Source organism: Janibacter sp. HTCC2649, assembly GCF_000152705.1.
Lineage (GTDB): Bacteria > Actinomycetota > Actinomycetes > Actinomycetales > Dermatophilaceae > Knoellia.
In genome coordinates, this window is record NZ_CH672413.1 from 1,718,610 (window position 1) to 1,742,278 (window position 23,669).

18 protein-coding genes and 1 pseudogene are annotated in these 23,669 nt (G+C 66.0%); all 19 read right to left on the reverse strand.

What is annotated here, in order from left to right:
* Positions 1-36: 36 nt before the first annotated feature.
* Positions 37-3,930: a DNA-directed RNA polymerase subunit beta' gene (locus JNB_RS08195; RefSeq protein WP_009775974.1), complete on the reverse strand. Its 3,894-nt coding sequence runs from the start codon at positions 3,928-3,930 to the stop codon at positions 37-39.
* A gap of 114 nt (positions 3,931-4,044) precedes the next feature.
* Positions 4,045-7,533: a DNA-directed RNA polymerase subunit beta gene (gene rpoB, locus JNB_RS08200; RefSeq protein ID WP_009775975.1), complete on the reverse strand. Its 3,489-nt coding sequence runs from the start codon at positions 7,531-7,533 to the stop codon at positions 4,045-4,047.
* A 433-nt stretch (positions 7,534-7,966) separates the two neighbouring features.
* The gene (gene rplL / locus JNB_RS08205) at positions 7,967-8,356 is read right to left on the reverse strand and encodes a 50S ribosomal protein L7/L12 (protein ID WP_009775976.1); all 390 of its coding nucleotides are present in this window, start codon (positions 8,354-8,356) and stop codon (positions 7,967-7,969) included.
* A gap of 78 nt (positions 8,357-8,434) precedes the next feature.
* A complete protein-coding gene (gene rplJ / locus JNB_RS08210) occupies positions 8,435-9,070 on the reverse strand; it encodes a 50S ribosomal protein L10 (protein ID WP_009775977.1) in 636 nt (211 codons plus the stop codon).
* 278 nt (positions 9,071-9,348) lie between these two features.
* On the reverse strand, positions 9,349-10,095 hold the full coding sequence (locus tag JNB_RS08215; protein ID WP_009775978.1) for a hypothetical protein: 747 nt from the start codon (positions 10,093-10,095) through the stop codon (positions 9,349-9,351).
* A 65-nt stretch (positions 10,096-10,160) separates the two neighbouring features.
* Complete coding sequence (locus JNB_RS20395) at positions 10,161-10,904, reverse strand: hypothetical protein (RefSeq protein WP_009775979.1); 744 nt, start codon at positions 10,902-10,904, stop codon at positions 10,161-10,163.
* On the reverse strand, positions 10,888-11,379 hold the full coding sequence (locus tag JNB_RS08225) for a hypothetical protein (RefSeq protein ID WP_009775980.1): 492 nt from the start codon (positions 11,377-11,379) through the stop codon (positions 10,888-10,890). Before JNB_RS08225 ends, JNB_RS20395 begins: the two co-directional genes overlap by 17 nt.
* Positions 11,376-12,647, reverse strand: coding sequence for an MCE family protein (locus tag JNB_RS08230; protein ID WP_009775981.1), 1,272 nt, complete (start codon positions 12,645-12,647; stop codon positions 11,376-11,378). Before JNB_RS08230 ends, JNB_RS08225 begins: the two co-directional genes overlap by 4 nt.
* Positions 12,644-13,846: an MCE family protein gene (locus JNB_RS08235; protein ID WP_009775982.1), complete on the reverse strand. Its 1,203-nt coding sequence runs from the start codon at positions 13,844-13,846 to the stop codon at positions 12,644-12,646. The genes JNB_RS08230 and JNB_RS08235 overlap by 4 nt, the downstream gene beginning before the upstream one ends.
* Positions 13,843-15,084, reverse strand: a complete 1,242-nt coding sequence (locus JNB_RS08240) for an MCE family protein (protein WP_009775983.1) — start codon at positions 15,082-15,084, stop codon at positions 13,843-13,845. The genes JNB_RS08235 and JNB_RS08240 overlap by 4 nt, the downstream gene beginning before the upstream one ends.
* Complete coding sequence (locus JNB_RS08245) at positions 15,081-16,052, reverse strand: MCE family protein (protein WP_009775984.1); 972 nt, start codon at positions 16,050-16,052, stop codon at positions 15,081-15,083. Before JNB_RS08245 ends, JNB_RS08240 begins: the two co-directional genes overlap by 4 nt.
* Positions 16,049-17,077: an MlaD family protein gene (locus JNB_RS08250; RefSeq protein WP_009775985.1), complete on the reverse strand. Its 1,029-nt coding sequence runs from the start codon at positions 17,075-17,077 to the stop codon at positions 16,049-16,051. The genes JNB_RS08245 and JNB_RS08250 overlap by 4 nt, the downstream gene beginning before the upstream one ends.
* A complete protein-coding gene (locus JNB_RS08255; protein ID WP_009775986.1) occupies positions 17,074-18,384 on the reverse strand; it encodes an MCE family protein in 1,311 nt (436 codons plus the stop codon). The genes JNB_RS08250 and JNB_RS08255 overlap by 4 nt, the downstream gene beginning before the upstream one ends.
* Before the next feature lie 2 nt (positions 18,385-18,386).
* Positions 18,387-19,217, reverse strand: a complete 831-nt coding sequence (locus tag JNB_RS08260; protein ID WP_009775987.1) for an ABC transporter permease — start codon at positions 19,215-19,217, stop codon at positions 18,387-18,389.
* 10 nt (positions 19,218-19,227) lie between these two features.
* Entirely contained in the window at positions 19,228-19,989 is a 762-nt protein-coding gene (locus tag JNB_RS08265) for an ABC transporter permease (protein WP_202795221.1), read from the reverse strand.
* 448 nt (positions 19,990-20,437) lie between these two features.
* A pseudogene (locus tag JNB_RS22280) lies at positions 20,438-20,980 on the reverse strand (ABC transporter ATP-binding protein); the annotation flags it as partial.
* Positions 20,981-21,323: 343 nt separating this feature from the next.
* A complete protein-coding gene (gene rplA, locus JNB_RS08275) occupies positions 21,324-22,046 on the reverse strand; it encodes a 50S ribosomal protein L1 (protein ID WP_009775990.1) in 723 nt (240 codons plus the stop codon).
* 142 nt (positions 22,047-22,188) lie between these two features.
* The gene (rplK, locus tag JNB_RS08280; protein ID WP_009775991.1) at positions 22,189-22,626 is read right to left on the reverse strand and encodes a 50S ribosomal protein L11; all 438 of its coding nucleotides are present in this window, start codon (positions 22,624-22,626) and stop codon (positions 22,189-22,191) included.
* 71 nt (positions 22,627-22,697) lie between these two features.
* Positions 22,698-23,648 (reverse strand): transcription termination/antitermination protein NusG, encoded by a 951-nt coding sequence (nusG, locus tag JNB_RS08285; protein WP_009775992.1) that lies wholly within the window; start codon positions 23,646-23,648, stop codon positions 22,698-22,700.
* Positions 23,649-23,669: the final 21 nt, after the last annotated feature.

Here is a 23,669-nt window from a genome sequence, read left to right on the forward strand (position 1 = left end):
GCATACCCGCCCTTGCGTTTGTTTCAGCGGGGCCGATCAGAGCCGGTCGAGACCGAGCTCGCTGTCGTCGAGCCGGACGGCCTCGCCCGAACCCGGACCGAAGGCCGGGTAGGCGAACTCGTCGTAGTTCGGCATCGAGTACATCGCGGCCTTCGCCTCTTCGGTCGGCTCCACATTGATGTTGCGGTAGCGCAGCAGGCCCGTCCCGGCAGGGATGAGCTTTCCGAGGATGACGTTCTCCTTGAGGCCGAGGAGGGTGTCGGACTTGCCCTCCATGGCGGCCTCGGTGAGCACGCGGGTCGTCTCCTGGAACGAGGCTGCGGACAGCCAGGACTCCGTGGCCAGCGAGGCCTTGGTGATACCCATGAGCTCGGGACGACCCGAGGCTGGGGTGCCACCCTCGGCGACGACGCGACGGTTCTCGTCCTCGAAGCGACCGCGCTCGGCGAGCATGCCCGGAAGCAGGTCCGCGTCACCGGCCTCGATGATCGTGATCCGGCGCAGCATCTGCCGGACGATGACCTCGATGTGCTTGTCGTGGATCGACACACCCTGCTGGCGGTACACGTGCTGGACCTCGTCGACAAGGTGCATCTGCACCTTGCGCGGACCGAGGATGCGCAGCACCTGCTTCGGGTCGATCGAACCGACAGTGAACTGGGTTCCGACCTCGACGCTCTGACCATCAGTGACGAGCAGACGCGCGCGCTTGCTCACCGGGTAGGCGTGCTCCTCGGAGCCGTCGTCCGGCGTGAGCAGGATGCGACGAGCCTTGTCGGTCTCCTCGATCGTGACGCGGCCACTGGCCTCGGCGATCGGCGAGACACCCTTGGGGGTGCGCGCCTCGAAGAGCTCGACAACACGCGGCAGACCCTGCGTGATGTCGTCACCAGCCACACCACCGGTGTGGAAGGTACGCATCGTCAGCTGGGTGCCGGGCTCACCGATCGACTGGGCCGCGATGATGCCGACGGCCTCGCCGATGTCGACGAGCTTGCCGGTCGCGAGCGAACGGCCGTAGCAGAGCGCGCAGGTTCCGACCTTGCTGTCGCAGGTCAGGACCGAGCGGACCTTGACGCTGTCGACACCAGCGGCGAAGAGCGCACTGATGACGAGGTCACCGAGGTCGATACCGGCCTCGGCCATGACAGCACCAGACTCGCCGACAACGTCCTCGGCCAGCGTGCGGGCGTAGACCGAGGTCTCGACATCCTCGTGCAGGGTGCGGTTGCCCGTGCGCTCGTCCGTTGCCGCGATCGGCATGGCCAGACCACGGTCAGTGCCACAGTCGTCCTCACGAATGATGACGTCCTGCGACACGTCGACGAGACGACGCGTGAGGTAACCCGAGTCAGCCGTACGGAGCGCGGTGTCAGCAAGACCCTTGCGCGAACCGTGCGTGGAGATGAAGAACTCGAGCACGGACAGACCCTCGCGGAAGTTCGCGCGGATCGGACGCGGGATGATCTCGCCCTTCGGGTTGGACACGAGACCACGCATACCGGCGATCTGGCGCAACTGCATCCAGTTACCGCGAGCACCCGAGCTCACCATGCGGAAGATGGTGTTGGTGGCCGGAATGTTGGCCTCCATCTCCTTGGCGACCTCGTTGGTGGCCTGCGTCCAGATCTCGATGAGCTCCTGACGACGCTCGTCGTCGGTGATGAGACCACGCTCGTACTGAACCTGGACCTTGGTCGCCTTGACCTCGTAGCCCTCGAGGATCTCGAGCTTGCGCGGAGGCGTGACGACGTCGGAGATGGCGACCGTGATGCCGGACCGGGTGGCCCAGTGGAAGCCGTACTCCTTGAGCGCGTCGAGCGAGGCCGCAACCTGCACCTTGCTGTAGCGCTCGGCGAGGTCGTTGACGATCGTCGAGAGCGCCTTCTTGTCGACCTGGTGGTTGACGAACGGGTAGTCCATCGGCAGCGTCTCGTTGAAGAGCGCGTTGCCCAGGCTCGTGTCCGCCAGCCACTCGGGCACGAAGCCCTCGTCGTCGGGCACAACACCCTCGGGCAGGACCGCACCCGGCGTCGGGACGACGTGGTGGAGACGGATCCGCACCGGCGTGCCCAGCAGGATCTCGCCGGCGTCGAAGGCCATGCGGGCTTCATAGACGGTCGAGAAGACACGGCCCTCACCCTGGCTGCCCTCGATGGGCGACGTCAGGTGGAACAGGCCGATGATCATGTCCTGGGTCGGCATGGTGACGGGGCGACCGTCAGCCGGCTTGAGGATGTTGTTGCTCGACAGCATGAGGATGCGGGCCTCGGCCTGCGCCTCTGCGGAGAGCGGCACGTGCACGGCCATCTGGTCACCGTCGAAGTCCGCGTTGAAGGCGGTGCAGACGAGCGGGTGGATCTGGATGGCCTTGCCCTCGACGAGCTGAGGCTCGAAGGCCTGGATGCCGAGGCGGTGCAGCGTGGGTGCACGGTTGAGCAGAACCGGGTGCTCGGTGATGACCTCTTCGAGGACATCCCACACGACGGAACGGTGACGCTCGACCATGCGCTTGGCCGACTTGATGTTCTGCGCGTGGTCGAGGTCGACCAGACGCTTCATCACGAACGGCTTGAAGAGCTCGAGAGCCATCTGCTTGGGCAGACCACACTGGTGCAGCTTGAGCTGCGGGCCGACGACGATGACCGAACGGCCGGAGTAGTCGACGCGCTTGCCGAGGAGGTTCTGGCGGAAGCGCCCCTGCTTGCCCTTGAGCATGTCGGAGAGCGACTTCAGCGGACGGTTGCCGGGACCCGTGACCGGGCGACCACGACGGCCGTTGTCGAAGAGGCTGTCAACGGCCTCCTGCAGCATCCGCTTCTCGTTGTTGACGATGATCTCGGGAGCGCCGAGGTCAAGCAGTCGCTTGAGGCGGTTGTTGCGGTTGATGACGCGACGGTAGAGGTCGTTGAGGTCCGAGGTCGCGAAGCGGCCACCGTCGAGCTGCACCATCGGGCGCAGGTCCGGCGGGATGACCGGGACGGCGTCGAGAACCATGCCGGCCGGCTTGTTCGTCGTCGTCATGAAGGCCGAGACGACCTTGAGGCGCTTGAGCGAGCGGGTCTTCTTCTGACCCTTGCCGGTGGCGATGATCTCACGCAGGAGCTCGGCCTCGGCGTCGAGGTCGAAGGACTCCAGACGCTTCTGGATCGCCGCGGCACCCATGCCACCCTCGAAGTACAGACCAAAGCGGTCACGCATCTCGCGGTAGAGGATCTCGTCGCCCTCGAGGTCCTGGACCTTGAGGTTCTTGAACCGGTCCCACACCTGCGCGAGACGCTCGACCTGAGCGTCCGCACGCTTGCGGATCTGGTTCATCTCGCGCTCGGCGGAGTCGCGAACCTTGCGCTTGGCGTCGGACTTGGCGCCCTCGGCCTCGAGAGCGGCAATGTCGCCCTCGAGCTTCTTGGCGCGGGTGTCGACGTCGGCGTCGCGGCGGTTCTCCAGCTCCTTCTTCTCGACCTCGATCTGGGCCTCGAGCGAGGGCAGGTCGGTGTGACGCTGCTCCACGTCGACGCTCGTGATCATGTAGGCGGCGAAGTAGATGACCTTCTCGAGGTCCTTCGGCGCGAGGTCGAGCAGGTAGCCCAGGCGTGACGGGACGCCCTTGAAGTACCAGATGTGGGTGACGGGGGCGGCGAGCTCGATGTGGCCCATCCGCTCACGACGCACGGCCGCACGGGTCACCTCGACGCCGCAGCGCTCACAGATGATGCCCTTGAAGCGGACGCGCTTGTACTTGCCACACGCACACTCCCAGTCCCGGGTCGGACCGAAGATCTTCTCGCAGAAGAGTCCGTCCTTCTCAGGCTTGAGGGTGCGGTAGTTGATGGTTTCGGGCTTCTTCACCTCGCCATGGCTCCACTCACGGATGGAGTCGGCGGTGGCGAGGCCAATGCGCAGTTCGTCGAAGAAGTTGACGTCGAGCACGTGGTTCCTTCTCTCGTTGCTCTTGCTAAATCTGGAAGTTGGTCAGAAACAGGCTGGGGTATGCCGTGTGCTCACCACGCGCTGTCAGCGCGACGGGAGCACACGGCATACCGATCAGACCTCTTCGACCGAACTGGGCTCGCGACGCGACAGGTCGATCCCGAGCTCCTCCGCCGCACGGAAGACGTCTTCCTCGGCGTCGTGCATCTCGATCGCCTGGCCATCACTGGACAGGACCTCGACGTTGAGGCACAGGCTCTGCATTTCCTTGATGAGCACCTTGAAGGACTCGGGAATGCCGGGCTCGGGGATGTTGTCGCCCTTGACGATGGCCTCGTAGACCTTCACGCGACCGTTGACGTCGTCCGACTTGATGGTGAGCAGCTCCTGCAGCGCGTAAGCCGCGCCGTAGGCCTCCAGTGCCCAGACCTCCATCTCACCGAAGCGCTGGCCACCGAACTGGGCCTTACCGCCGAGCGGCTGCTGGGTGATCATCGAGTACGGGCCCGTGCTGCGCGCGTGGATCTTGTCGTCCACGAGGTGGTGCAGCTTGAGGATGTACATGTAGCCCACCGACACCGGCTCCGGGTACGGCTCGCCGGAGCGACCGTCGAAGAGCGGCGTCTTGCCGGAACCGTCGATGAGACGGACACCGTCACGGGTCTCGCGGGTGCTGTCGAGCAGACCGACGATCTCGTCCTCGCGGACACCATCGAACACGGGCGACGCGACACGAGTGCCGGGCTCCGCGGAACGGGCGTCGTCGGGGATGAGGTTGGCCCAGTCGGGGTTGCCCACGATCTCCCAGCCGCGGCTCGCGGCCCAACCCAGGTGCAGCTCGAGGATCTGGCCGATGTTCATTCGACCGGGGACACCGAGCGGGTTGAGCACGACGTCGACCGGCGTGCCGTCCTCGAGGAACGGCATGTCCTCGACGGGGAGGATCTTCGAGATGACGCCCTTGTTGCCGTGACGACCGGCGAGCTTGTCACCGTCCGTGATCTTGCGCTTGTTGGCAACGTGGACGCGCACCAGCTGGTTGACGCCCGGGGGCAGCTCGTCGCCCTCGTCCTTGTCGAACACCTTCACGCCGATGACCGTGCCGGTCTCGCCGTGGGGCACCTTGAGGGACGTGTCGCGAACCTCGCGAGCCTTCTCACCGAAGATCGCACGGAGCAGACGCTCCTCCGGGGTCAGCTCGGTCTCACCCTTGGGCGTGACCTTGCCGACGAGGAGGTCGCCATCGCGAACCTCGGCACCGATGCGGATGATCCCGCGCTCGTCGAGGTCCGCGAGGACCTCCTCGGAGACGTTGGGGATGTCCCGGGTGATCTCCTCCGGCCCGAGCTTGGTGTCGCGGGCGTCGACCTCGTGCTCCTCGATGTGAATCGAGGAGAGGACGTCGTCCTGCACCAGACGCTGGCTGAGGATGATCGCGTCTTCGTAGTTGTGGCCTTCCCACGGCATGAATGCCACGAGGAGGTTGCGACCCAGGGCCATCTCGCCACCGTCGGTCGCAGGACCGTCGGCGATGAGGCCACCCTTTTCGACGCGGTCACCCTCGGAGACGATGACGCGCTGGTTGTAGCTGTTGCCCTGGTTGGACCGGGTGAACTTGTCGATCCGGTACGTGCGGGACGTGCCGTCGTCGGCTGCGACGGTGACGAGGTCCGCAGAAACCTCAGTGACCACGCCCGCCTTCTCGGCGATGACGACGTCACCGGAGTCGACTGCGGCGCGCAGCTCCATGCCGGTTCCGACGAGCGGGGCCTCGGCCTTGACCAGCGGCACCGCCTGACGCTGCATGTTGGAACCCATGAGCGCACGGTTGGCGTCGTCGTGCTCGAGGAACGGGATGAGCGCGGTTGCGGCCGAGACCATCTGGCGAGCCGAGACATCGATGTAGTCGACGTCGTCAGCCGGGATGTACTCGACCTCGCCACCCTTGACGCGCACGAGCACGCGCTCGCTGGTGAAACGCTCACCAGCAGCGTCGAGCGCCGCGTTCGCCTGGGCGATGACGTGCTCGTCCTCTTCGTCGGCCGACAGGTAGTGGATCTCGTCGGTGACCCGACCCTTGGTGACCTTGCGGTACGGGGTCTCGATGAAGCCGAACGCGTTGATGCGGCCGTAGGACGCGAGCGAGCCGATGAGCCCAATGTTCGGGCCCTCAGGGGTCTCGATCGGGCACATGCGGCCGTAGTGCGACGGGTGAACGTCGCGCACGTCCATGCCGGCACGGTCACGGGACAGACCACCCGGGCCCAGCGCGGACAGGCGACGCTTGTGCGTCAGTCCGGAGAGCGGGTTGTTCTGGTCCATGAACTGCGACAGCTGCGAGGTTCCGAAGAACTCCTTGATCGAGGCCACCACGGGGCGGATGTTGATCAGGGTCTGCGGCGTGATCGCCTCGACGTCCTGGGTCGTCATCCGCTCGCGGACGACGCGCTCCATCCGGGACAGGCCCGTACGGACCTGGTTCTGGATGAGCTCGCCGACGTTGCGCAGGCGACGGTTGCCGAAGTGGTCGATGTCGTCGGTCTCGACGCGGATCGCGACGTCTTCACCCTTGCGACGGCCCGGGAGGGTCTCGTCACCGTTGTGGAGAGCCACGATGTACTTGATCGTCGCGACGATGTCGTTGACGTTCAGCGTCGAGTCGGTGAGCTCGCTCTCGATACCCAGCTTCTTGTTGATCTTGTAGCGACCAACCTTGGCAAGGTCGTAGCGCTTGCCGTTGAAGTAGAGGTTGTCGAGCAGGTTCTGCGCGGCCTCGCGGGTGGGCGGCTCGCCCGGACGAAGCTTGCGGTAGATGTCGAGCAGCGCGTCGTCCTGGCCCTCGGTGTTGTCCTTGTCGAGGGTGAGCTCGATGGACTCGTAACCGGCGAACTCCTCGCGGATCTGCGCCTCGGTCAGACCGAGCGCCTTGAGGAGGACTGTGACCGACTGCTTGCGCTTGCGGTCGACGCGGACGCCGACCATGTCGCGCTTGTCGATCTCGAACTCGATCCACGCGCCACGGCTCGGGATGATCTTCGCGGTGTAGATGTCCTTGTCGGACGTCTTGTCGGGGGTGCGCTCGAAGTAGACGCCCGGGCTTCGGACGAGCTGCGAGACGACGACACGCTCGGTGCCGTTGATGATGAACGTGCCTCGCTCGGTCATGAGCGGGAAGTCGCCCATGAACACGGTCTGGCTCTTGATCTCACCCGTGGTGTTGTTCATGAACTCCGCGGTGACGAACAGGGGCGCGGAGTAGGTCTGGTCGCGCTCCTTGCAGTCCTCGATGGAGTACTTGACCTCTTCGAAGCGGTGGTCGCGGAACGAGAGCGACATGGAGCCGCTGAAGTCCTCGATCGGGGAGATCTCTTCGAAGATGTCCTCGAGACCCGAACGCTCCGGGACGTCGTCGCGGCCGGCGGCGCGTGCCTGTGCGACACGCTCCTGCCAACGCTCGTTGCCGAGGAGCCAGTCAAAGCTCTCGGTCTGCAGGGCGAGGAGGTCGGGGACCTCCATGGGCTCACGGATCTTGCCGAACGAAAGTCGGCCCGAAGCCGTCAATGCGGTGGTCACGGTCTTGGACGCGGTGCGCGAGGCAGCCAAGGATGGTCCTTCCACTGGCCATGTGTTTTTACGGTGGTCGCACGACCCACGGCACCCGATCCCCTCTTCGTCGGTGAGCCGGACACGTGCAGTAGCCGAGATGCGGCGGGGGCACGGCGGAGGTCGCTCGACGAGAGCGGTGGAGGTCATGGGCAGGGCAAAGCAACAGTCTAGACCTAAAAGGGCGCAACAGTCCAACCCTGTCCAATCCCACAGGGTGCGTGGGACGCGGGTCCGGTCAGCCGTCGTGTGCGTGAAGCACACGGTGTGACCCGGAAAGGATGACTGGCGCAGGCGCGCACGTCAAGCGCCCACCCGGCATACACCGCCTTTTGGGCGGGAACTGAGCCTGGACATGCGGAACGGGCGGGACCGATCCAGTGGATCGATCCCGCCCGTTCGCGGAAGTGCTCAGCCTTGGTGGAGGCTCAGGTCACTTGACCTCGACGGTCGCGCCTGCGGCCTCGAGCTGCTCCTTGGCCTTGTCGGCCGTGGCCTTGTCGACCTTCTCGACGACAGCCTTGGGGGCTCCGTCAACGAGGTCCTTGGCCTCCTTGAGACCGAGGGAGGTCAGCGAACGGACCTCCTTGATGACGGCGATCTTCTTGTCGCCGGCAGCGGTCAGGATGACGTCGAACTCGTCCTGCTCGTCAGCGGCTGCGGCGGCGTCGCCGCCACCGGCTGCTGCGACACCGGCAACCGCGACGGGCGCGGCGGCGGTGACGTTGAAGGTCTCCTCGAACTGCTTCACGAACTCGGAGAGCTCGATGAGGGTCATCTCCTTGAAAGCCTCAAGGAGCTCGTCGGTGCTGAGCTTGGCCATGATGGCGCCTTTCTACTTCTGTGTATGCCGTGAGTGGCGGTGGTGTGTTTCCTGGAACCTCAGCAAAATGCTGGGGTCTCAGGCTTCGTCGCCACCCGTGGCGACGTTTTCGGTGGCCTCGACCGCAGGTGCGGCGTCGGCGGGGTTCTCCTCAGTGGCAACCTCGGCCTCGGCCTCGGGAGCGGCAACAGCCGGACCCTCGGACTCGACCTTGGCACGCAGCGCGTCGACGACCCGAGCGGTCTGCGACAGCGGCGCGGCGAAGAGGTAGACAGCCTGGGTGAGCGACGCGTTCATGGCGCCGGCCAGCTTGGCGAGAAGCACCTCGCGGGACTCGAGGTCCGCGAGCTTGGTGATCTCCTGCGCGGTGAGAGCCTTGCCGTCAAGCAGGCCGCTCTTGATCACGAGGAGGGGGTTTGCCTTGGCGAAGTCACGCAGGCTCTTGGCAGCCTCAACCGGGTCACCGTCGACAAATGCGATGGCGGACGGTCCCACGAGCTGGCCGTCGAAGGCCGTGACTCCGGCCTCCTTGGCGGCGAGCTCGGTCAGCGTGTTCTTGACCACGGCGTAGGTCGCGTTGCCACGAAGGGCGCCACGAAGGTCGGTGATCTGCTTCACCGAGAGCCCGCGGTACTCCGTCAGAACAGTGGCGTTGGAGCTACGGAACTTGTCCGCGAGCTCGGCAATCGCCGCCGTCTTGTCTGCACGAGACATTGGGCCTCCTTCCGTCTGGACGACCTCTGGCTGAAGGCCCGACAAAAAGAATGAGCCCCGGCGCACGGCGCGGGGCTCGAGGTGATGCAGTCGCGAGCGACGCACATCTTCGAATCTCGTCCTGCGCTGGTTGCCCGCTCTCGCGGAACCTTCGATCTGGTGCGGGTGCACCAGACAACCGGCGGTCTTTGGTCAAGGGACACAGTACGGGCGCATCGCCCCGACGACCAAATCGGTCGCCCTGTGATCGACTTCGTGCGGGGCACGAAGTCGATGGCTCAGCTGGAGGGGAAGCTCATCGGGCCGACCTGGTCGGCGGGAGGCTCCGTGATGTCGACCTTCTTGCCCCAGTCGCTGTAGGTGACCTTGATCGACTGGTCCGCGACCTTGGTCGAGATGGTGACCGGACGGTCGTCCTTGTCGAGGACGTAGGTCATCGTCAGGGCCTGCGCCGAGGCGCTAGGAGATGGGGCCGGGGTGGCGGTCGTGCCGAGCGCCTTGGCCGAGTCGACGGTGAACTCGTAGGTGGAGTTGCCGCCATCCTTGGACTTCAGCGTTGCCTTGGTGCCCTTGAGGTTCTCCGCCATCTTGGTCGGGTCGCTGATGCCTCCCTCGGCGATGCCCTTGAACATCTGGCTGACCGGGTCGCTGGCCTTGGGGTCGATCTTGACCCACGGCTTGGCCTGGCCGGGCAGACCCTTGAGGTAGACGAACTCGCCGACGGAGATGATCTCCATCTCGGAGCCCTCGACCGGGACCTTGGTGTGCTGCTGCAGCTTGCCGTCGACGTACTTGAAGTCGCCAGAGGCCTTTTCGCCGCCGGTGTCCATCGTCATGGTGCCGCTGCCGGCCTTCTCCATCGCCGCGACCATGCGGCCCGCGAGGTCGCCGGCGTCGACGGTGTCGCCCTTCGCCTGGCTCGCGCTGGAGTCGGCGGTGCCCTCGGACGAGCCGCAGGCGCCGAGCGCGAGCAGGCCGGTGAGGGCTAGGGCCGCGCCGCTGGAGCGGCGCATCGAGATCTTCATGGGTTCCCTCCCAGTTGAGTGCCTCGAGCGTAACGGCGCGGTCGGGTGAGCCGCGAACATGCTGGTCAGTAGGCCTTGAGGGACGAGACGAGCCAGCGGTTGCCCGACCTGGTCATCGTGGCGATGACGCGGTTCTGGTCGATCGACGGTTCCTTCTGGGTGTCGCTCGTGCGGGCCTGGTTGACGAACGCCTGGACCGTGACGGTGTCGTCGGTCTGCGACATGACGCCGGCCTCGTAGACGCGGGCCTTGACCACGGTCTTGTCCTTCTGGGCCAGCGGGACGATCGTCTTGGTCATCGTCTCGCCGAACTCCTGCTTGAAGGTGCCGGTGAGCAGTGCCTGGCTCGCGGGGAGCTGCTGGGTCATCGTTGAGTAGTTGTAGCTGAGAACCTGCTCGAGGGCGCTGCGAGCCGTGGCGGTGGCGGCGCTGGCAGCGCGGGCCCGCTCCCCCGGGTCCTTGTGCGTGACGACGAGGACCGTGGCCAAGAGGGCCAGACACAGCGCCAGGACGACTGCGGGCAGGGCGAGCGACCGCGAGATGGCCTGTCGCTCAACGGATGCAACGCCGTCGAGGTCGGACTCGGGCACGAGGTCCCGCTCGGCGTCGCCCTCGTCCTCGACACTGCTCTCGGACTCGACGACGTCCTCCTCGTCGACAGCGCCCTCTCCGTCCTCGAGGTCGACGTCGGAGTGGGGGGTTTCGGTGGCGTCCGGAGTCTGGGGGCCGGCGTCGAGCAGCCCTTCCTCACGGAGGGGTCGACGGCGCTGTCCGGCGACGCGGGGGCGACGGTTAGCCGACGAACTCAAGGCGCTCCACCTTCCACTGCTCACCGACGAGACGGAGACCGAGCTTGGTGCGATAGGTCTTCTTCTCGCCGTTCGGGATGACGGTGTTGCTCGTCGGCGCGATGACTCCGACGATGACGGTCGCGGAGTCGCGATCGCCGGCGACCAGAGCGGCCTCGGAGCGTTCGACCTTGCTCACCGACTTGTTGTCGACGATGACCTTCTTGAGCTCGTCGAGCTGGCTGGTGTAGCTGGAGAGGAACTCCCCCGTGGCACCGGCCTTGACCCGGTTGGTGTCCTCGTCAACCTTGCGGTAGTCGATGGTCGCGAAGTTCACGGCGTACTGGCGACCGGCCGCGAGGGCGTCGGACTGGGCCTGCTCGGTCGCGCGCGCGTTCCACCAGTCGCGGCCGCGCGTTGCCCCGGTGGCCAACGTCGCGATGAGCGCGATCGCCGCCAGGGCCCAGAGGAGCCTGGCGGTCGTCTGGCGGCTCATCGAGCGGCCTCCTGCATGATCCACGACCACGAGTCTGCCCCGGCCGCTCCCCCGGTCGGTGCCTGGGGTGCGAACACCTGCGGCGAGCCCTCGGCAGCAGCGGCATTGCCCAACGGCATCATCTGGTTCGCCATGGACAGAGGGTGGGACGATGCGACCCCGTCGCGCGGGCGGGGCGCGTTCTGGGCTCCGCGAACGTTCGAGGCCGACCCACGCGGCAGGGTGCACCCGGCCTTGGTGTTGGTGGGCGGGAGGTTCTCGGTGCGGTTGGGGTCGGTCTTCTGCGTGCCCTCGTAGCCCTTGGTGCAGGCCTTCGGTTCGAGCGGTGTCTGCAACCCGAAGTGGGCAGTGCCGTCGCCGGGCACGACCGTGAAGCCTCCCGCGACCGCCGCCGGATAGGTGACGAACATCTGCTCGATCCCATCGATGCGTGAGGTCGTCACCTGGCCGATGGTGATGAGGTTGGCAATGAGCACGGCGAGATTTGCCTGGTTGTCCTTGACGAGGGCCTCGAGCTCCTTGGACGCGACGACACCCCGGTCGAGGATGAGGCGCAGGTCGGTGTCGGACTGCTGCAGGGTCTCGGACAGGTTGGCGAAGTCGGTCGAGAAGTTCTTGATCTGGGGAGCCGTGTCGCGCTGCGTGTCTAGGACCGTCTTGCTCTGCTTGAGCAGGCGCACCGTCTCGGGCAGCGCGTCGATGGCTGCCTGCGTGAGGAGGTTGCCGTTGTCGATGAGGCGCGCCAGATCCGGTCCCGACCCCTCGAATCCCGCGCCCAGCTCGTCGATCACCGTGCGCAGGTCGTCCTGGTCGACCGACTTGACCGTCTTGTCGACGTGGAGCAGCAGTTCGTCGACCCGGATCGGGTATGCCGTGTCCTTGCGCGGGATCGTGTCTCCCGACGCGAGGACGGGGCCTCCGAAGGATCGTGGCTGGAGGTCGAGGTACTGCTCGCCGACCGCCGAGCGGTTCTCGATGACCGCGAGGGTGTCCTTGGGCACCTCGGACCCACGGTCCAGCTCGGCCTGGACGAGAACGCCGTCCTTCTCGAGCTCCAGGCCGGTCACCCGCCCGACCTTCACGCCGCGGTAGGTGACTTCGGATCCCACAAAGATCCCGCCGGACTGCGCGAAGCTCGCCGAGAACGATGCGCCACCCCCGAGGAGGCGTTGGGTGAGACCGATGTAGTTCGCCGACAGGATCGACACACCGACGATCGTGATGAGGAGGAAGGCCGCGAGCTGCGCCTTGGTGAAGTTGCGAATCATGCGGCACCCCCGCCGTAGAGCGCGGTCCACGACGTGTCGCGGCCGGTCTCGTCACTGAGGCAAAGGGGCGGACACAGGGGACTCTTGGTCGTCGCCGTCGGCGTCGGTACCGGCACCTTGGGCAACGGCACCGTCGGGACCGGAACCGAGGGAAGTGGCAGTGGCGGGAGGGTCCCGCCAGGGAGCGGGGAACCGGGCAGACCGTTGCCCAGCAGCTTGAGCTCACTGAGGTCGAGGTCCGCCGTGATCGAGAGGTTCACGAAGTCGCCCTTGATCGCCTCGAGCATCTTGTCCGGGAACGGATAGGTCAACAAGATCTCGAGGGACTGGGGCAGGGCGTCACCCGCCGCGTTGAGCTGGGTGAGGATCGGGGCGAGAAGCTTGAGGTTGGCGAGCATGTCGACCTTGGAACCCTGGATCACCTTGGTCCCGACGGCTCCCAGTCGACTGAGCGCCTGGAGCATCTGGGTGAGCTGGATGCGCTGGTCGGCGAGAACCTTGAGCCCCTTGGGGAGTTCCTCGAGCGTCTTGCCGATGAGCTCCTTCTGGGCCGCGAGCTTGGCAGAGAGCTGGTCGACCGCGTCGATGGCTCGCACGATCTCGCCCTTTTGGTCCTCGAGCCCACCGATGAAAGTGTTGAGCTGCCCGATGAGGTGCTTGATCTCGTCGGTGTTGCCCCGCAGCGCGTTGTTGAGCTCCTTCTCGATGACGGCGAGCTGGGCGATGCCACCACCGTTGAGGAGGAGAGACATCGCCGACAGGACCTCTTCGACCTCGGGGTTGCGGTTTGTGCGGTCGAGGGGGATCAGGTCGCCGTCGGAGAGCGTTCCGACACCCTTGCCGTCGGCGGGCCCCGAGAGGGAGATGTACTTCTCCCCCAACAACGAGGTCTGCTTGAGCTCGGCTGTCGCGTTGTCCGGCAGCTTGCTCGACTTCGGGATCGACAGGGTCACCCGGGCCGTCCAACCGTTGAGCTCGATGTCCTCCACCTGGCCCACGGACACCTCGTTGATCTTGACTGCGGACTTGGGGACGAGGTCAAGAACGTCGGCGAAGTCGACCTTGACCCGCATCGACGGCCCTTCGCCCTTGGCCCCACCGGGCAGTGGCAGGTCGAAGGCCCCGTTGCACGAGCTGAGGGTCAGGGTCACGACGACCGCGAGCGCTACGGCGCGCAAAGCGCGCACGGCATACGTCATGGCTTCTCCTTCGGAAGGAGGCCGCCGAGGGTCGAGTCGGCCCCGCGGATCGTCACGTCCACGGTGTCGGGCTTCGACGTCGCAGCAGCCGGCACGGGAGCCACGAGGGGTGCCACGCCGGGCGTGGTGAGGGCCGCGGGGATGGCCGACAGGCCCGGCAGGTTGAGCAGTCCGGGGATCAGGCCACCCTTGGGTATGAGGCTCTGGAGCAGGGTGCACAGGTTGGGGTTGGCGTTGCCGGAGCCGGTCGGCCCGGTGAGGAGGGAACACAGGACGAGGGCGGGATCGTCGAGGCCGACGATGTTGGTCCGGGTGTCGAGCGAGCCCGACGCCGAGTTGTAGGCGAGCCCGAGGTTGGACAGAGCCACCGGCGCGTTGTCCAACGTGGCCGCAAGGGCATCACGCTTGGACGCGACTGCCGTCGTCAGCTTGGTGAGCTGGTCCACGTCATCCGTGAGCACTGCCCGGTTGTCCTTGACGAAGCTCGAGATCTCGCTGAGCGCCACCGCGAGGTTCTTGAGGGCGGCCGAGAGGTCGTCGCGCTCGCCGTCGAGCTGGTCCGAGACCTTGGACAGGTCGGTGTTGAGACGGCGCACCTGCGCGTCATTGGTGGCGAGCATCCCGGTGAAGGTCTCGAGGTTTTTCACGGTCGCGAAGAGGTCGCCGCGCCCTTCCGCAAACGTCTGAACCGCCTGTGACAGACCGCGATTCATGTCGTTGAGGTTCTGGCCATTGCCCTTGAGGTTGCGCGCACTCGTGTCGAGCACGCGACTCAGCGCACCCTCCTTGTTGGCCCCTTCCGGGCCCAACGCGACCATGAGGTCGTCGAGGGACTGGGAGATGCGGTCGAGCTCGACCGGGACCGCGGTGCGTTCACGCGGGATCGCGGCACCGTTCTGCATGACAGGACCGGACGTGTATGCCGGGAGCAGCTGGACGTAGCGGTCACTCACGAGCGACGGCGCGACGACTGCTGCCTGGGCGTTCGCCGGAACCTTGATGTCCTCGTCGACCTCAAAAGTCACACGCACCGTCTCACCGCGCGGCTCGACCGCGGTCACCTTGCCGACCCGGACACCGAGCACGCGGACGTCGGAGCCGGCATACAGGCCGACCGCACGCGCGAAGTCGCCCGTCACCGTGACCTTCTCGCCACGGGGCCACCACACGAAGGCGGCCGCGACGAGGCCAACGACGACGAGCGCCGCGACGACCTTGCTGATGACTGAGCTCTTCATCGACCCACCGCCCCGACCGGAACCGTGAGGTTCTGGATGTAGGTGTCGAACCAGCGGCCGTTGCCGAGGGCGCTGGCGAAGACCCGCGTGAACGGGCCCATGGCCTCGATCGTCCTGGTCAGGTCGCCTTCGTGCTTGCGCAGCGTCGCGAGCACCTTGTTGAGCTCGGCCAGGGTCGGGGCGAGCTGGGCGCGGTTGTCGCGGACCAGCCCGGTGATCTGCACTGCCATGGCACTGGTGTTGGTGAAGAGGGTGTGGATCGCATCGCGGCGCTCGTAGAGCTCGGCGAGCAGCAGGTCACCGTCGGTGATGATCTTCTCGATGACCTTGTTCTGGTCCGCGAGCGTCGCCGAGACGGAGTTGGCCGCCTTGAGCAACGCCTTGAGCTCGGCGTCGCGCCCGGCGATCGTCTGCGACAGACGGGTCAGTCCGTCGAGGGCCAGCCTGACGTTGGCCGGGGTGTCGGTGAACTCGCTCGCGATGGTGTCGAGAGAGGTGGCGAGCTGCTTGGTGTCGATCCGCTCGGTCGTCTCCGTCAGGTCGGAGAAGGCGTTGATGATGTCGTAGCTCGACACCGTTCGCGAGAGCGGGATCGTCGTGCCCTCGGACATCTGGCCGCGGCCCTGGGGTTCGAGCGAGAGGTACTTCTGGCCCAGCAGGGTCCTCATCCGGATCGAGGCCCCGGACTGGGCGCCGAAGGACACGTCCTCGGTGATGCGGAAGTCGACGTCGACCTTGTTGCCGGCCAGTCTGATGTCGGTGACCTTGCCGACTTTCACGCCTGCGATCCTGACCTCGTCGCCGGAGCGCAGGCCGCCCGCCTCACTGAACGACGCGGCATACGCCTGGCCGCCGCCGATGAGGGGCAGTTTCGAGGCATTGAACGAGGCGAAGAGGACGAGGGCGATGGCCAGGATGCCCGCGATGCCGATGGGCAGCGGGTTCCGCTCACGGAAGGGCGTGTTCATCGGCACCTCGCAGCAGCAACGTTGTAGCCGAGCCCGCCGGGAGTGGGACCGGTGGGCAGCACGAGGTTCTTGACGTCGAACCGGCAGAGGTAGAAGTTGAACCACGACCCGTAGGACGCCGTGCGGGTGATCGTGTTGATCTTCCCCGGGGCACCGGTGATGAACTTCTCGTAGAGTTGGGTGTTGGCCGGCTTGTTGAGGTTCTTGGTGAGGGCGCCGAGCTGGGCGATGTCGGTCTTGATGTCGGGCCGTCCCGCTGCGAGCAGCTGCGCGGTCTCGTCCGCGACCGAGTTGATGTTGGTGAGCGACTCGCCGATGGCCTTGCGGTCGGCCGCCAACCCTGAGACGAAGCGCTGCAGCTGGATGAGGAGCTCGCCGAGGGCAGTGTCGTGCTGCTCCACGGTGGTGAGCACCGTGGTGAGGTTGGTGATCACCCGGCCGATGACCTTGTCGCGATCAGCCAGCGTGCCCGTGAGTGACGCCGTCTGCCCGAGGAGGGTGTTGATGTTGCCACCCTCGCCCTGGAGCACCGAGATGATCTGGGCAGACAACTCGTTGACGTCCTTGGGCGACAGCGCCGCGAAGAGCGGCTTGAACCCGTTGAACAGCACCGTGAGGTCGAGTGCGGGGTGAGTGCGTTCGAGCGGGATCCTCGCGCCACTCTTGAGTGTGGCCGCGCCGCCGGGCCCCTGGGTGAGCGCGATGTAGCGCTCGCCGACGAGGTTGCGGTACTTGATCGTTGCAACGGTTCCCTGCGTCAGCACGCTCGAGGTGAGGACGTCGAACGTCACGTCGGCGTGAGTGCGGTCGTCGGAGACCTTGATGTCCTTGACCGACCCGACGCGAACACCGGCGATGCGCACCTCGTGGCCCTTGGCGAGCCCGGTGACGTCGGTGAACACGGCGGTGTAGGCACTGCGGTCACCCGGCTGGATGTTGGCGATCGTGGCGGCCAGCGTCCCGGTCGCGAGGATCGTGACGATCGCGAAGATGACGAACTTCACGAGGCTCGAGGTCGTCTTCACTGGTTCACCACCGTCCCGCGCAGCATCGGCCCGGCCAGGAGCGTTGCCAGGGAGGCGTCCTCGTCGGGCCCGACACCGGTCAGGGCGCCGACGATCTGCTGCTCCTCGGCCGTTCCGGCAAGCCCGGACTCGACGCTGGGGATCCGGGCCGCGGTCGGAGCGAGGAAGGCCTCCGGCAGCACGGACTGGTTGGACCGGGTGGGTGACCCATCCGTGCCGTCCGCCATCTTTGGCGCTTGGTAGGGGTTGTTCTGCCCGCCCTTGGGCTTCGGCAGACCCTGACAGTTGGGGGCCCGCTTCTCGCCCCACGCAGGTTCCTCACCCGGGTGGTAGGCCTTGGACTGAGGGGGGAACTCGAGGGTGATGTGGAAGATGCCGTCGCGGACCACGTCGCGAACCTGGGGAAGCCAGGCCACCAGACCCTGGGTGAAGCAGGGATAGATCGGCGAGTGCTTGGCAAGCACCTGCAGGGTGGGGCGCTGGACCCGCCCCACCTGAATGATGCGGTTCTGGTTCGTCTCAAGGAATCCAGCTGTCGTGTTGGCGAACCCGGCTGTCCCGGCGAGGAATCCGGCCAGCTCGTTCTGCTTCTCCACGATCGTCGCGTTGGTCGTGAGCAAGGCCTTCGCCGCGCGGAGCAGCTCGGGTGCGGCGACGGCATACGTGCTCGCGAAGTCGGCCAGACCGGAGATGTCGGCCTGGATCGTGGGGAGGTGCGGGTTGAGCTGGGTGAAGTAGTCGTCGACCAGCACGAGGTTCTTGCCGAGCTTCGTGCCGCGACCATCGAGAGCAGTCGCGAGGGCGTTGAGAGTGGCCGAGAGCTTGGCCGGGTCGATTGATCGCAGGAGCGGCAGGAGGTCCTCGAAGACCTTCTCGAGCTCGATGGCCACAGTCGTGCGGTCCTGGGGGATCTCGTCCCCCGCGCGGATGGCGCGGCCCTGGTCGCCCTCGGGAGTGACGAGGTCGACGTAGCGCTCACCGAACAGGGTCTTGGGCAGCAGCCGCGCACTCACCTTGGCGGGGATGAGGCTGACCATCTCGGGCTTGAGGGCGAGGTGCAGGGTCGCCCCGTCCACACCCGCCTCGATGGACCGGACCTCACCGACGATGAGGCCGCGGATCTTGACGTCCGACGCCTCCTGAAGCTGGCTGCCGATGCGATCGGTGCGCAACGTCACCTCGACGACGTCGGTGAAGACCTTCTTGAACGACGCGATCGAAAGGGACAGGAGCAGGGCGATGATCAGCAGGAACGCCACACCATAGGTGCGGTGCCCGAGGCGTCCGAGGGTGGTGGATCCGGCCATGGCTATCCCGCGATCCTCACTGTGGTCGTTGCGCCCCACACCGCGAGGGAGAAGAAGAAGTCGACGAGGTTGACGGCCACGATGGACGTGCGCACGGCCTTGCCCACGGCGACACCGACACCGGCCGGGCCACCGCTCGCGGTGTAGCCGTAGTAGCAGTGGATCAAGATGATGATCACCGCGAAGACGAGGACCTTGAGGAACGAGTAGAAGATGTCTATCGGCGGTAAGAACAGATGGAAGTAGTGGTCGTACGTGCCCTTGGACTGCCCGAAGTAGTCCGTGACGATGAATCTCGTCGCGGCGTACGAGGACAGCAGACCGATGACGTAGAGCGGGATGACGGCGATGAAGCCCGCGATCATGCGCGTGGTCACGAGGAACGGCAGCGACGGGATCCCCATGACCTCAAGCGCATCGACCTCCTCGGAGATCCTCATGGCGCCGAGCTGCGCCGTGAAGCCACACCCCACGGTCGCGGCCAGGGACAGACCGGCGACGAGCGGGGCGATCTCGCGGGTGTTGAGGTAGGCCGCGAGGAAGCCGGCGAAGGCTCCCGTGCCGAGCTGGTTGAGGGACGAGTAGCCCTGCAACCCGACCTGGCTGCCGGTGAAGAAGGCCATGAAGGTGAGAACACCGACCGTGCCGGCGATGACACTGAGGGCGCCACTGCCCAGTGAGACCTCGGCGAGCAGTCGGAGGATCTCCTTCTTGTAGCGGCGGATGGTGCGTGGGCTCCAGGCGATCGAACGCACGTAGAAGTGCATCTGGTCGCTGAGGCTGTCGAGCGCCTTGCCCGGGCGCGCGATCAGGTCCTTGGTGCGGCTCATCATCGGCTCCCCATCAGATCTTCTGCGGGACGACTTGGAAGTAGATCGCCGAGATCACGAAGTTGATGACGAACAGCAACATGAACGTGATGACGACGCTCTGGTTGACCGCGTCGCCCACACCCTTGGGCCCGCCACCCGCCGTCAGTCCCTTGTAGGAGGCGACGATCGCCGCGACGGCGCCGAAGAGCAGGGCCTTGATCTCCGACGTCCACAGGTCGGCCAGCTGCGCGAGCGCCGTGAACGACGCGAGGTAGGCACCTGGCGTGCCGCCCTGGATGACGACGTTGAAGAAGTAGCCGCCGCCCACACCGACGACGGACACGAGCCCGTTGAGGAGGACCGCCACGAGCATGGTCGCGAGAACGCGGGGCACGACGAGGCGCTGGATCGGGCTGATGCCGAGAACCTCCATCGCGTCGAGCTCTTCCCGGATCTTGCGTGAGCCGAGGTCCGCACAGATGGCCGACCCACCGGCCCCCGCGATGAGGAGGGCTGTGACGATGGGTGACGCCTCACGGACGACGGCGAGCACGCTGGCCGCCCCGGTGAACGACTGAGCGCCGAGCTGGCGGGTGAGGGTGCCGAGCTGGAGGGCGATGACCGCACCGAAGGGGATCGACACCAGAGCCGTGGGGACAATCGTCACCGAGGCTATGAACCAGCTCTGCTGGATGAACTCCTTGGTCTGGAACGGCCGCTTGGGCAGGGCGACCAGGACGTCGAGGGCAAGCGCGAAGAGCGCGCCCGCCTGCTTGAAGGGGGCGGTGATCACATTCACGTGGTGGCCGCCTGATCGAGCACCACGGACTGGTTGACCCCGGGCACGCCGGCGTTGCCCGAGAGGAAGGATCCGGGGGCGGCGTGACGTTGTTGGCGCGGCACCAGTCCCCCGCAGGCTTCTCGGCCACGCGCACGGCCCCGTTGCTCGTGCTGAGCTGGAGCGGGATCGGGGGCAGCGGCGGCAGCTCCTGACCGGACTCGGACGCGAGCTCGTCGGCGTCCTTCTCCTCGGACATCCCGATCGGACCGATGGTCTGGGCGTTGAGGAACTGGCGGACCACGGGCTCCTCGGAGCTGAGCAGCATCTCGCGCGGACCGAACATCGCGAGGTGGCGGTGGTAGAGGAGGCCGATGTTGTCCGGGACGGTGCGAGCCGTGTTGATGTCGTGCGTGACGATGAGGAAGGTCGCGTCGATCTGCGCGTTGAGATCGATGAAGAGCTGGTTGATGTAGGACGTGCGCACCGGATCGAGGCCCGAGTCGGGCTCGTCGATGAGCAGGATCTCGGGATCGAGCACGAGGGCGCGGGCCAGACCTGCACGCTTGCGCATGCCACCGGAGATCTCGCCGGGCAGCTTGTCCTCGGCGCCGCTGAGACCAACGAGGTCCATCTTCTCGAGCACGATGCCGCGGATGACGGACTCGGACTTCTTGGTGTGCTCGCGCAGCGGGAAGGCGACGTTGTCGTAGAGGGTCATCGACCCAAAGAGCGCGCCGTCCTGGAAGAGCACGCCGAACAGTTTGCGCACCTCGTAGAGGTCGCGCTCTCGCAGGGTGACGAGGTCCTCGCCATTGATGACGATGGAGCCCTTGTCTGGCTTGAGCAGGCCGACGAGCGTCTTGAGGAAGACCGACTTGCCCGTTCCCGAAGGACCGAGCATGACCGAGATCTCGCCCGCGGGGAGGGTGAGGGTGACGTCGTTCCAGATCATCTGCGATCCGAAAGACTTCGTCAGTCCCTGGACGTCAATGGCGACACCCATGCAACACCTCTCTCCAGTCCCGTTGCGTGGCAGGGAATCGTCGCCGCGAGATGTGGAACCCGAGGCGACGGTGCAACAGGGCTTTGGTGAAGTTACCCCGGGGTTACCTCAGGCACAACCCTTGGCCCTCGAGAGCAAGACAGGTCACACCTGCCATGAGACGCCCTGCGGCATGACTCGTTGGAGTGAGAGGCTACATGGCCATTTCGGCCATATACCTGTCGGCGACGGCCCCGATCTGGTCAGCCGAGGGTGCCTGCGGCTCGCGCCAACCTGGACCGGACAACAACGAAGCGACCCCCGTTCACAAAGAACAGGGGTCGCTTCGTCTGCGAGGGGAAGATCAGGCGTCGGCCTGGCCATCCTCGTCCAGCAGGTTGCGGGTCTTGGTGAAGTCCACCGGGATGCCGGGGCCCATCGTCGTCGACATGGTCGCCTTGCTGATGTAGCGACCCTTCGAGGACGACGGCTTGAGGCGGAGGATCTCCTCGAGCGCGGCCGCGTAGTTCTCCACGAGCTTGGACTCGTCGAAGGAGGCCTTGCCGATGATGAAGTGGAGGTTGCTGTGCTTGTCGGCACGGAACTCGATCTTGCCGCCCTTGATGTCGGTCACGGCCTTGGCCGTGTCCATCGTGACGGTGCCGGTCTTCGGGTTCGGCATGAGGCCACGGGGACCGAGGACCTTGCCGAGACGACCGACCTTGCCCATGAGGTCCGGGGTGGCGACGATCGCGTCGAAGTCGAGCCAGCCGCCAGCGACCTTCTCGAGCAGGTCGTCGGAGCCGACGAAGTCAGCACCGGCGGCGCGAGCGGCCTCGGCCTTGTCGCCGTTGGCGAAGACGAGGACGCGGGCGGTCTTGCCCGTGCCGTGGGGAAGGTTCACGGTGCCGCGAACCATCTGGTCGGCCTTGCGCGGGTCGATGCCGAGACGCATGGCGACCTCGACGGTCTCGTCGTACTTGGCCTTCGCACCGGTCTTCGCGAGACGCACGGCCTCGAGCGGGGTGTAGGCGTTGTCGGCGTCGATCTTCTCCGCGGTGGCGCGGTAGCCCTTGCTGCGCTTCATGTTCTCTCCTGATTTTCAGAGATGGAGTTGTGGTGCGGGCCAGCGCTGGCCCTCCCACCCGCTTCGCTCAGTCAAGCGAAACGCTTTTCGGTATGCCGCCCGCTCGCGTGAGCGGGCGGCATACCGAACGTTGTTGGTGACCTCAGTTGAGGTCGGTCGTGATGCCCATCTGGCGAGCCGTGCCAGCAATGATCTTCATCGCGGCGTCGATGTCGTTGGCGTTGAGGTCCGGCATCTTCTGCTCGGCGATCTCGCGCACCTGGTCCGTGGTCAGCTTGGCGACCTTGGTCTTGTGCGGCTCGCCGGAGCCCTTCTGGACGCCTGCAGCCTTCTTGATCAGTTCGGACGCCGGGGGCGTCTTCGTGATGAAGGTGAAGGAACGGTCTTCGAAGACGGTGATGACGACGGGGATGATGTTGCCCCGCTGGTGCTCGGTCGCAGCGTTGTACGCCTTGACGAACTCCATGATGTTGACGCCGTGCTGACCGAGGGCGGGGCCCACGGGAGGAGCCGGGGTCGCCGCACCAGCCTGGATCTGCAGGTTGATGTAGCCGGAGACCTTTTTGCTCTTGGGAGGCATGCTGTGTGTCCTTTTGTTGGTTGTGGGCCCACGCCTTGGGCGATGACCCGGTTGCAGTGCGGTCGATCAGGTCAGAGCTTGGAGACCTGGCTGAACGACAGCTCGACCGGGGTTTCCCGACCGAAGATGGAGACGAGAACCTTGAGCTTCTGGCCCTCGGCGTTGATCTCGGAGATCGTCGCCGGCAAGGTCTCGAACGGGCCGTCCATGACAGTGACCGACTCGCCGACCTCGAACTCGACGAGCGGGGCCTGCGAGGCGGAACCCGCGCCGGAACCGGTCGAGCCACCGCCAGCGGCAGCAGCCGCAGCCAGCTCGAGCTCGGCCGGCTTGATCATCGTGTAGACCTCGTCGAGGCTGAGCGGCACCGGCTGGTGGGCGTTGCCGACGAAGCCCGTCACACCGGGCGTGTGGCGCACGGCGCCCCACGACTCGTCGGTGAGGTCCATGCGGACGATGACGTAACCAGGCATCCGGACCCGACGGACCAGCTTGCGCTGACCGCCCTTGATCTCGGTGACCTCTTCCATGGGGACCTCGATCTCAAAGATGAAGTCCTCCATGTTGAGGGACTGGATCCGGGTCTCGAGGTTGGTCTTCACGCGGTTCTCGTACCCCGCGTAGGAGTGGATGACGTACCAGTCGCCGAACTTCGAGGCCAGGTCTTCCTTGAAGGCCGCGATCGGGTCGAGGTCCGTGGGGATGACGTCGCCGTCCTCGTCGGACTCGGTCGTCGCTGCTTCGAGGGTGCCCTCGGTGGGAGCGTCGGTGTCTGCGCTGTCGTCCTCGTCGGCGTCGACGTCGACATCGGCTTCGGCTTCGTCGGAAGCGGTCTCGTCTGCCTCGTCGGTCTCGACGTTGTCGCGGGGACCGTCAGAGAGCGTGTCGAGGAACGCGGGGGCGGTGTCGCCAAGAGTCAGCGACTCACGCTGGGCAGCACTGTCGGACTCGTCGACGGCGAGCGTCTCGTGAGCCGCCGTCTCGTCGGCAGTATCGCCATCGGACGTCGTGTGGTCGGACACGTGCAGACCTACTTCCTGTGC

Coding starts and splice junctions, on each gene's coding strand:
- rplL (WP_009775976.1), bottom strand. CDS start 8,356: ATGGCCAAGCTCAGCACCGACGAGCTCCTTGAGGCTTTCAAGGAGATG.
- rplJ (WP_009775977.1), bottom strand. CDS start 9,070: ATGTCTCGTGCAGACAAGACGGCGGCGATTGCCGAGCTCGCGGACAAG.
- JNB_RS08215 (WP_009775978.1), bottom strand. CDS start 10,095: ATGAAGATCTCGATGCGCCGCTCCAGCGGCGCGGCCCTAGCCCTCACC.
- JNB_RS08225 (WP_009775980.1), bottom strand. CDS start 11,379: ATGAGCCGCCAGACGACCGCCAGGCTCCTCTGGGCCCTGGCGGCGATC.
- JNB_RS08230 (WP_009775981.1), bottom strand. CDS start 12,647: ATGATTCGCAACTTCACCAAGGCGCAGCTCGCGGCCTTCCTCCTCATC.
- JNB_RS08235 (WP_009775982.1), bottom strand. CDS start 13,846: ATGACGTATGCCGTGCGCGCTTTGCGCGCCGTAGCGCTCGCGGTCGTC.
- JNB_RS08240 (WP_009775983.1), bottom strand. CDS start 15,084: ATGAAGAGCTCAGTCATCAGCAAGGTCGTCGCGGCGCTCGTCGTCGTT.
- JNB_RS08245 (WP_009775984.1), bottom strand. CDS start 16,052: ATGAACACGCCCTTCCGTGAGCGGAACCCGCTGCCCATCGGCATCGCG.
- JNB_RS08255 (WP_009775986.1), bottom strand. CDS start 18,384: ATGGCCGGATCCACCACCCTCGGACGCCTCGGGCACCGCACCTATGGT.
- JNB_RS08260 (WP_009775987.1), bottom strand. CDS start 19,217: ATGATGAGCCGCACCAAGGACCTGATCGCGCGCCCGGGCAAGGCGCTC.
- rplA (WP_009775990.1), bottom strand. CDS start 22,046: ATGAAGCGCAGCAAGGGCTACCGCGCCACCGCGGAGAAGATCGACGCC.
- rplK (WP_009775991.1), bottom strand. CDS start 22,626: ATGCCTCCCAAGAGCAAAAAGGTCTCCGGCTACATCAACCTGCAGATC.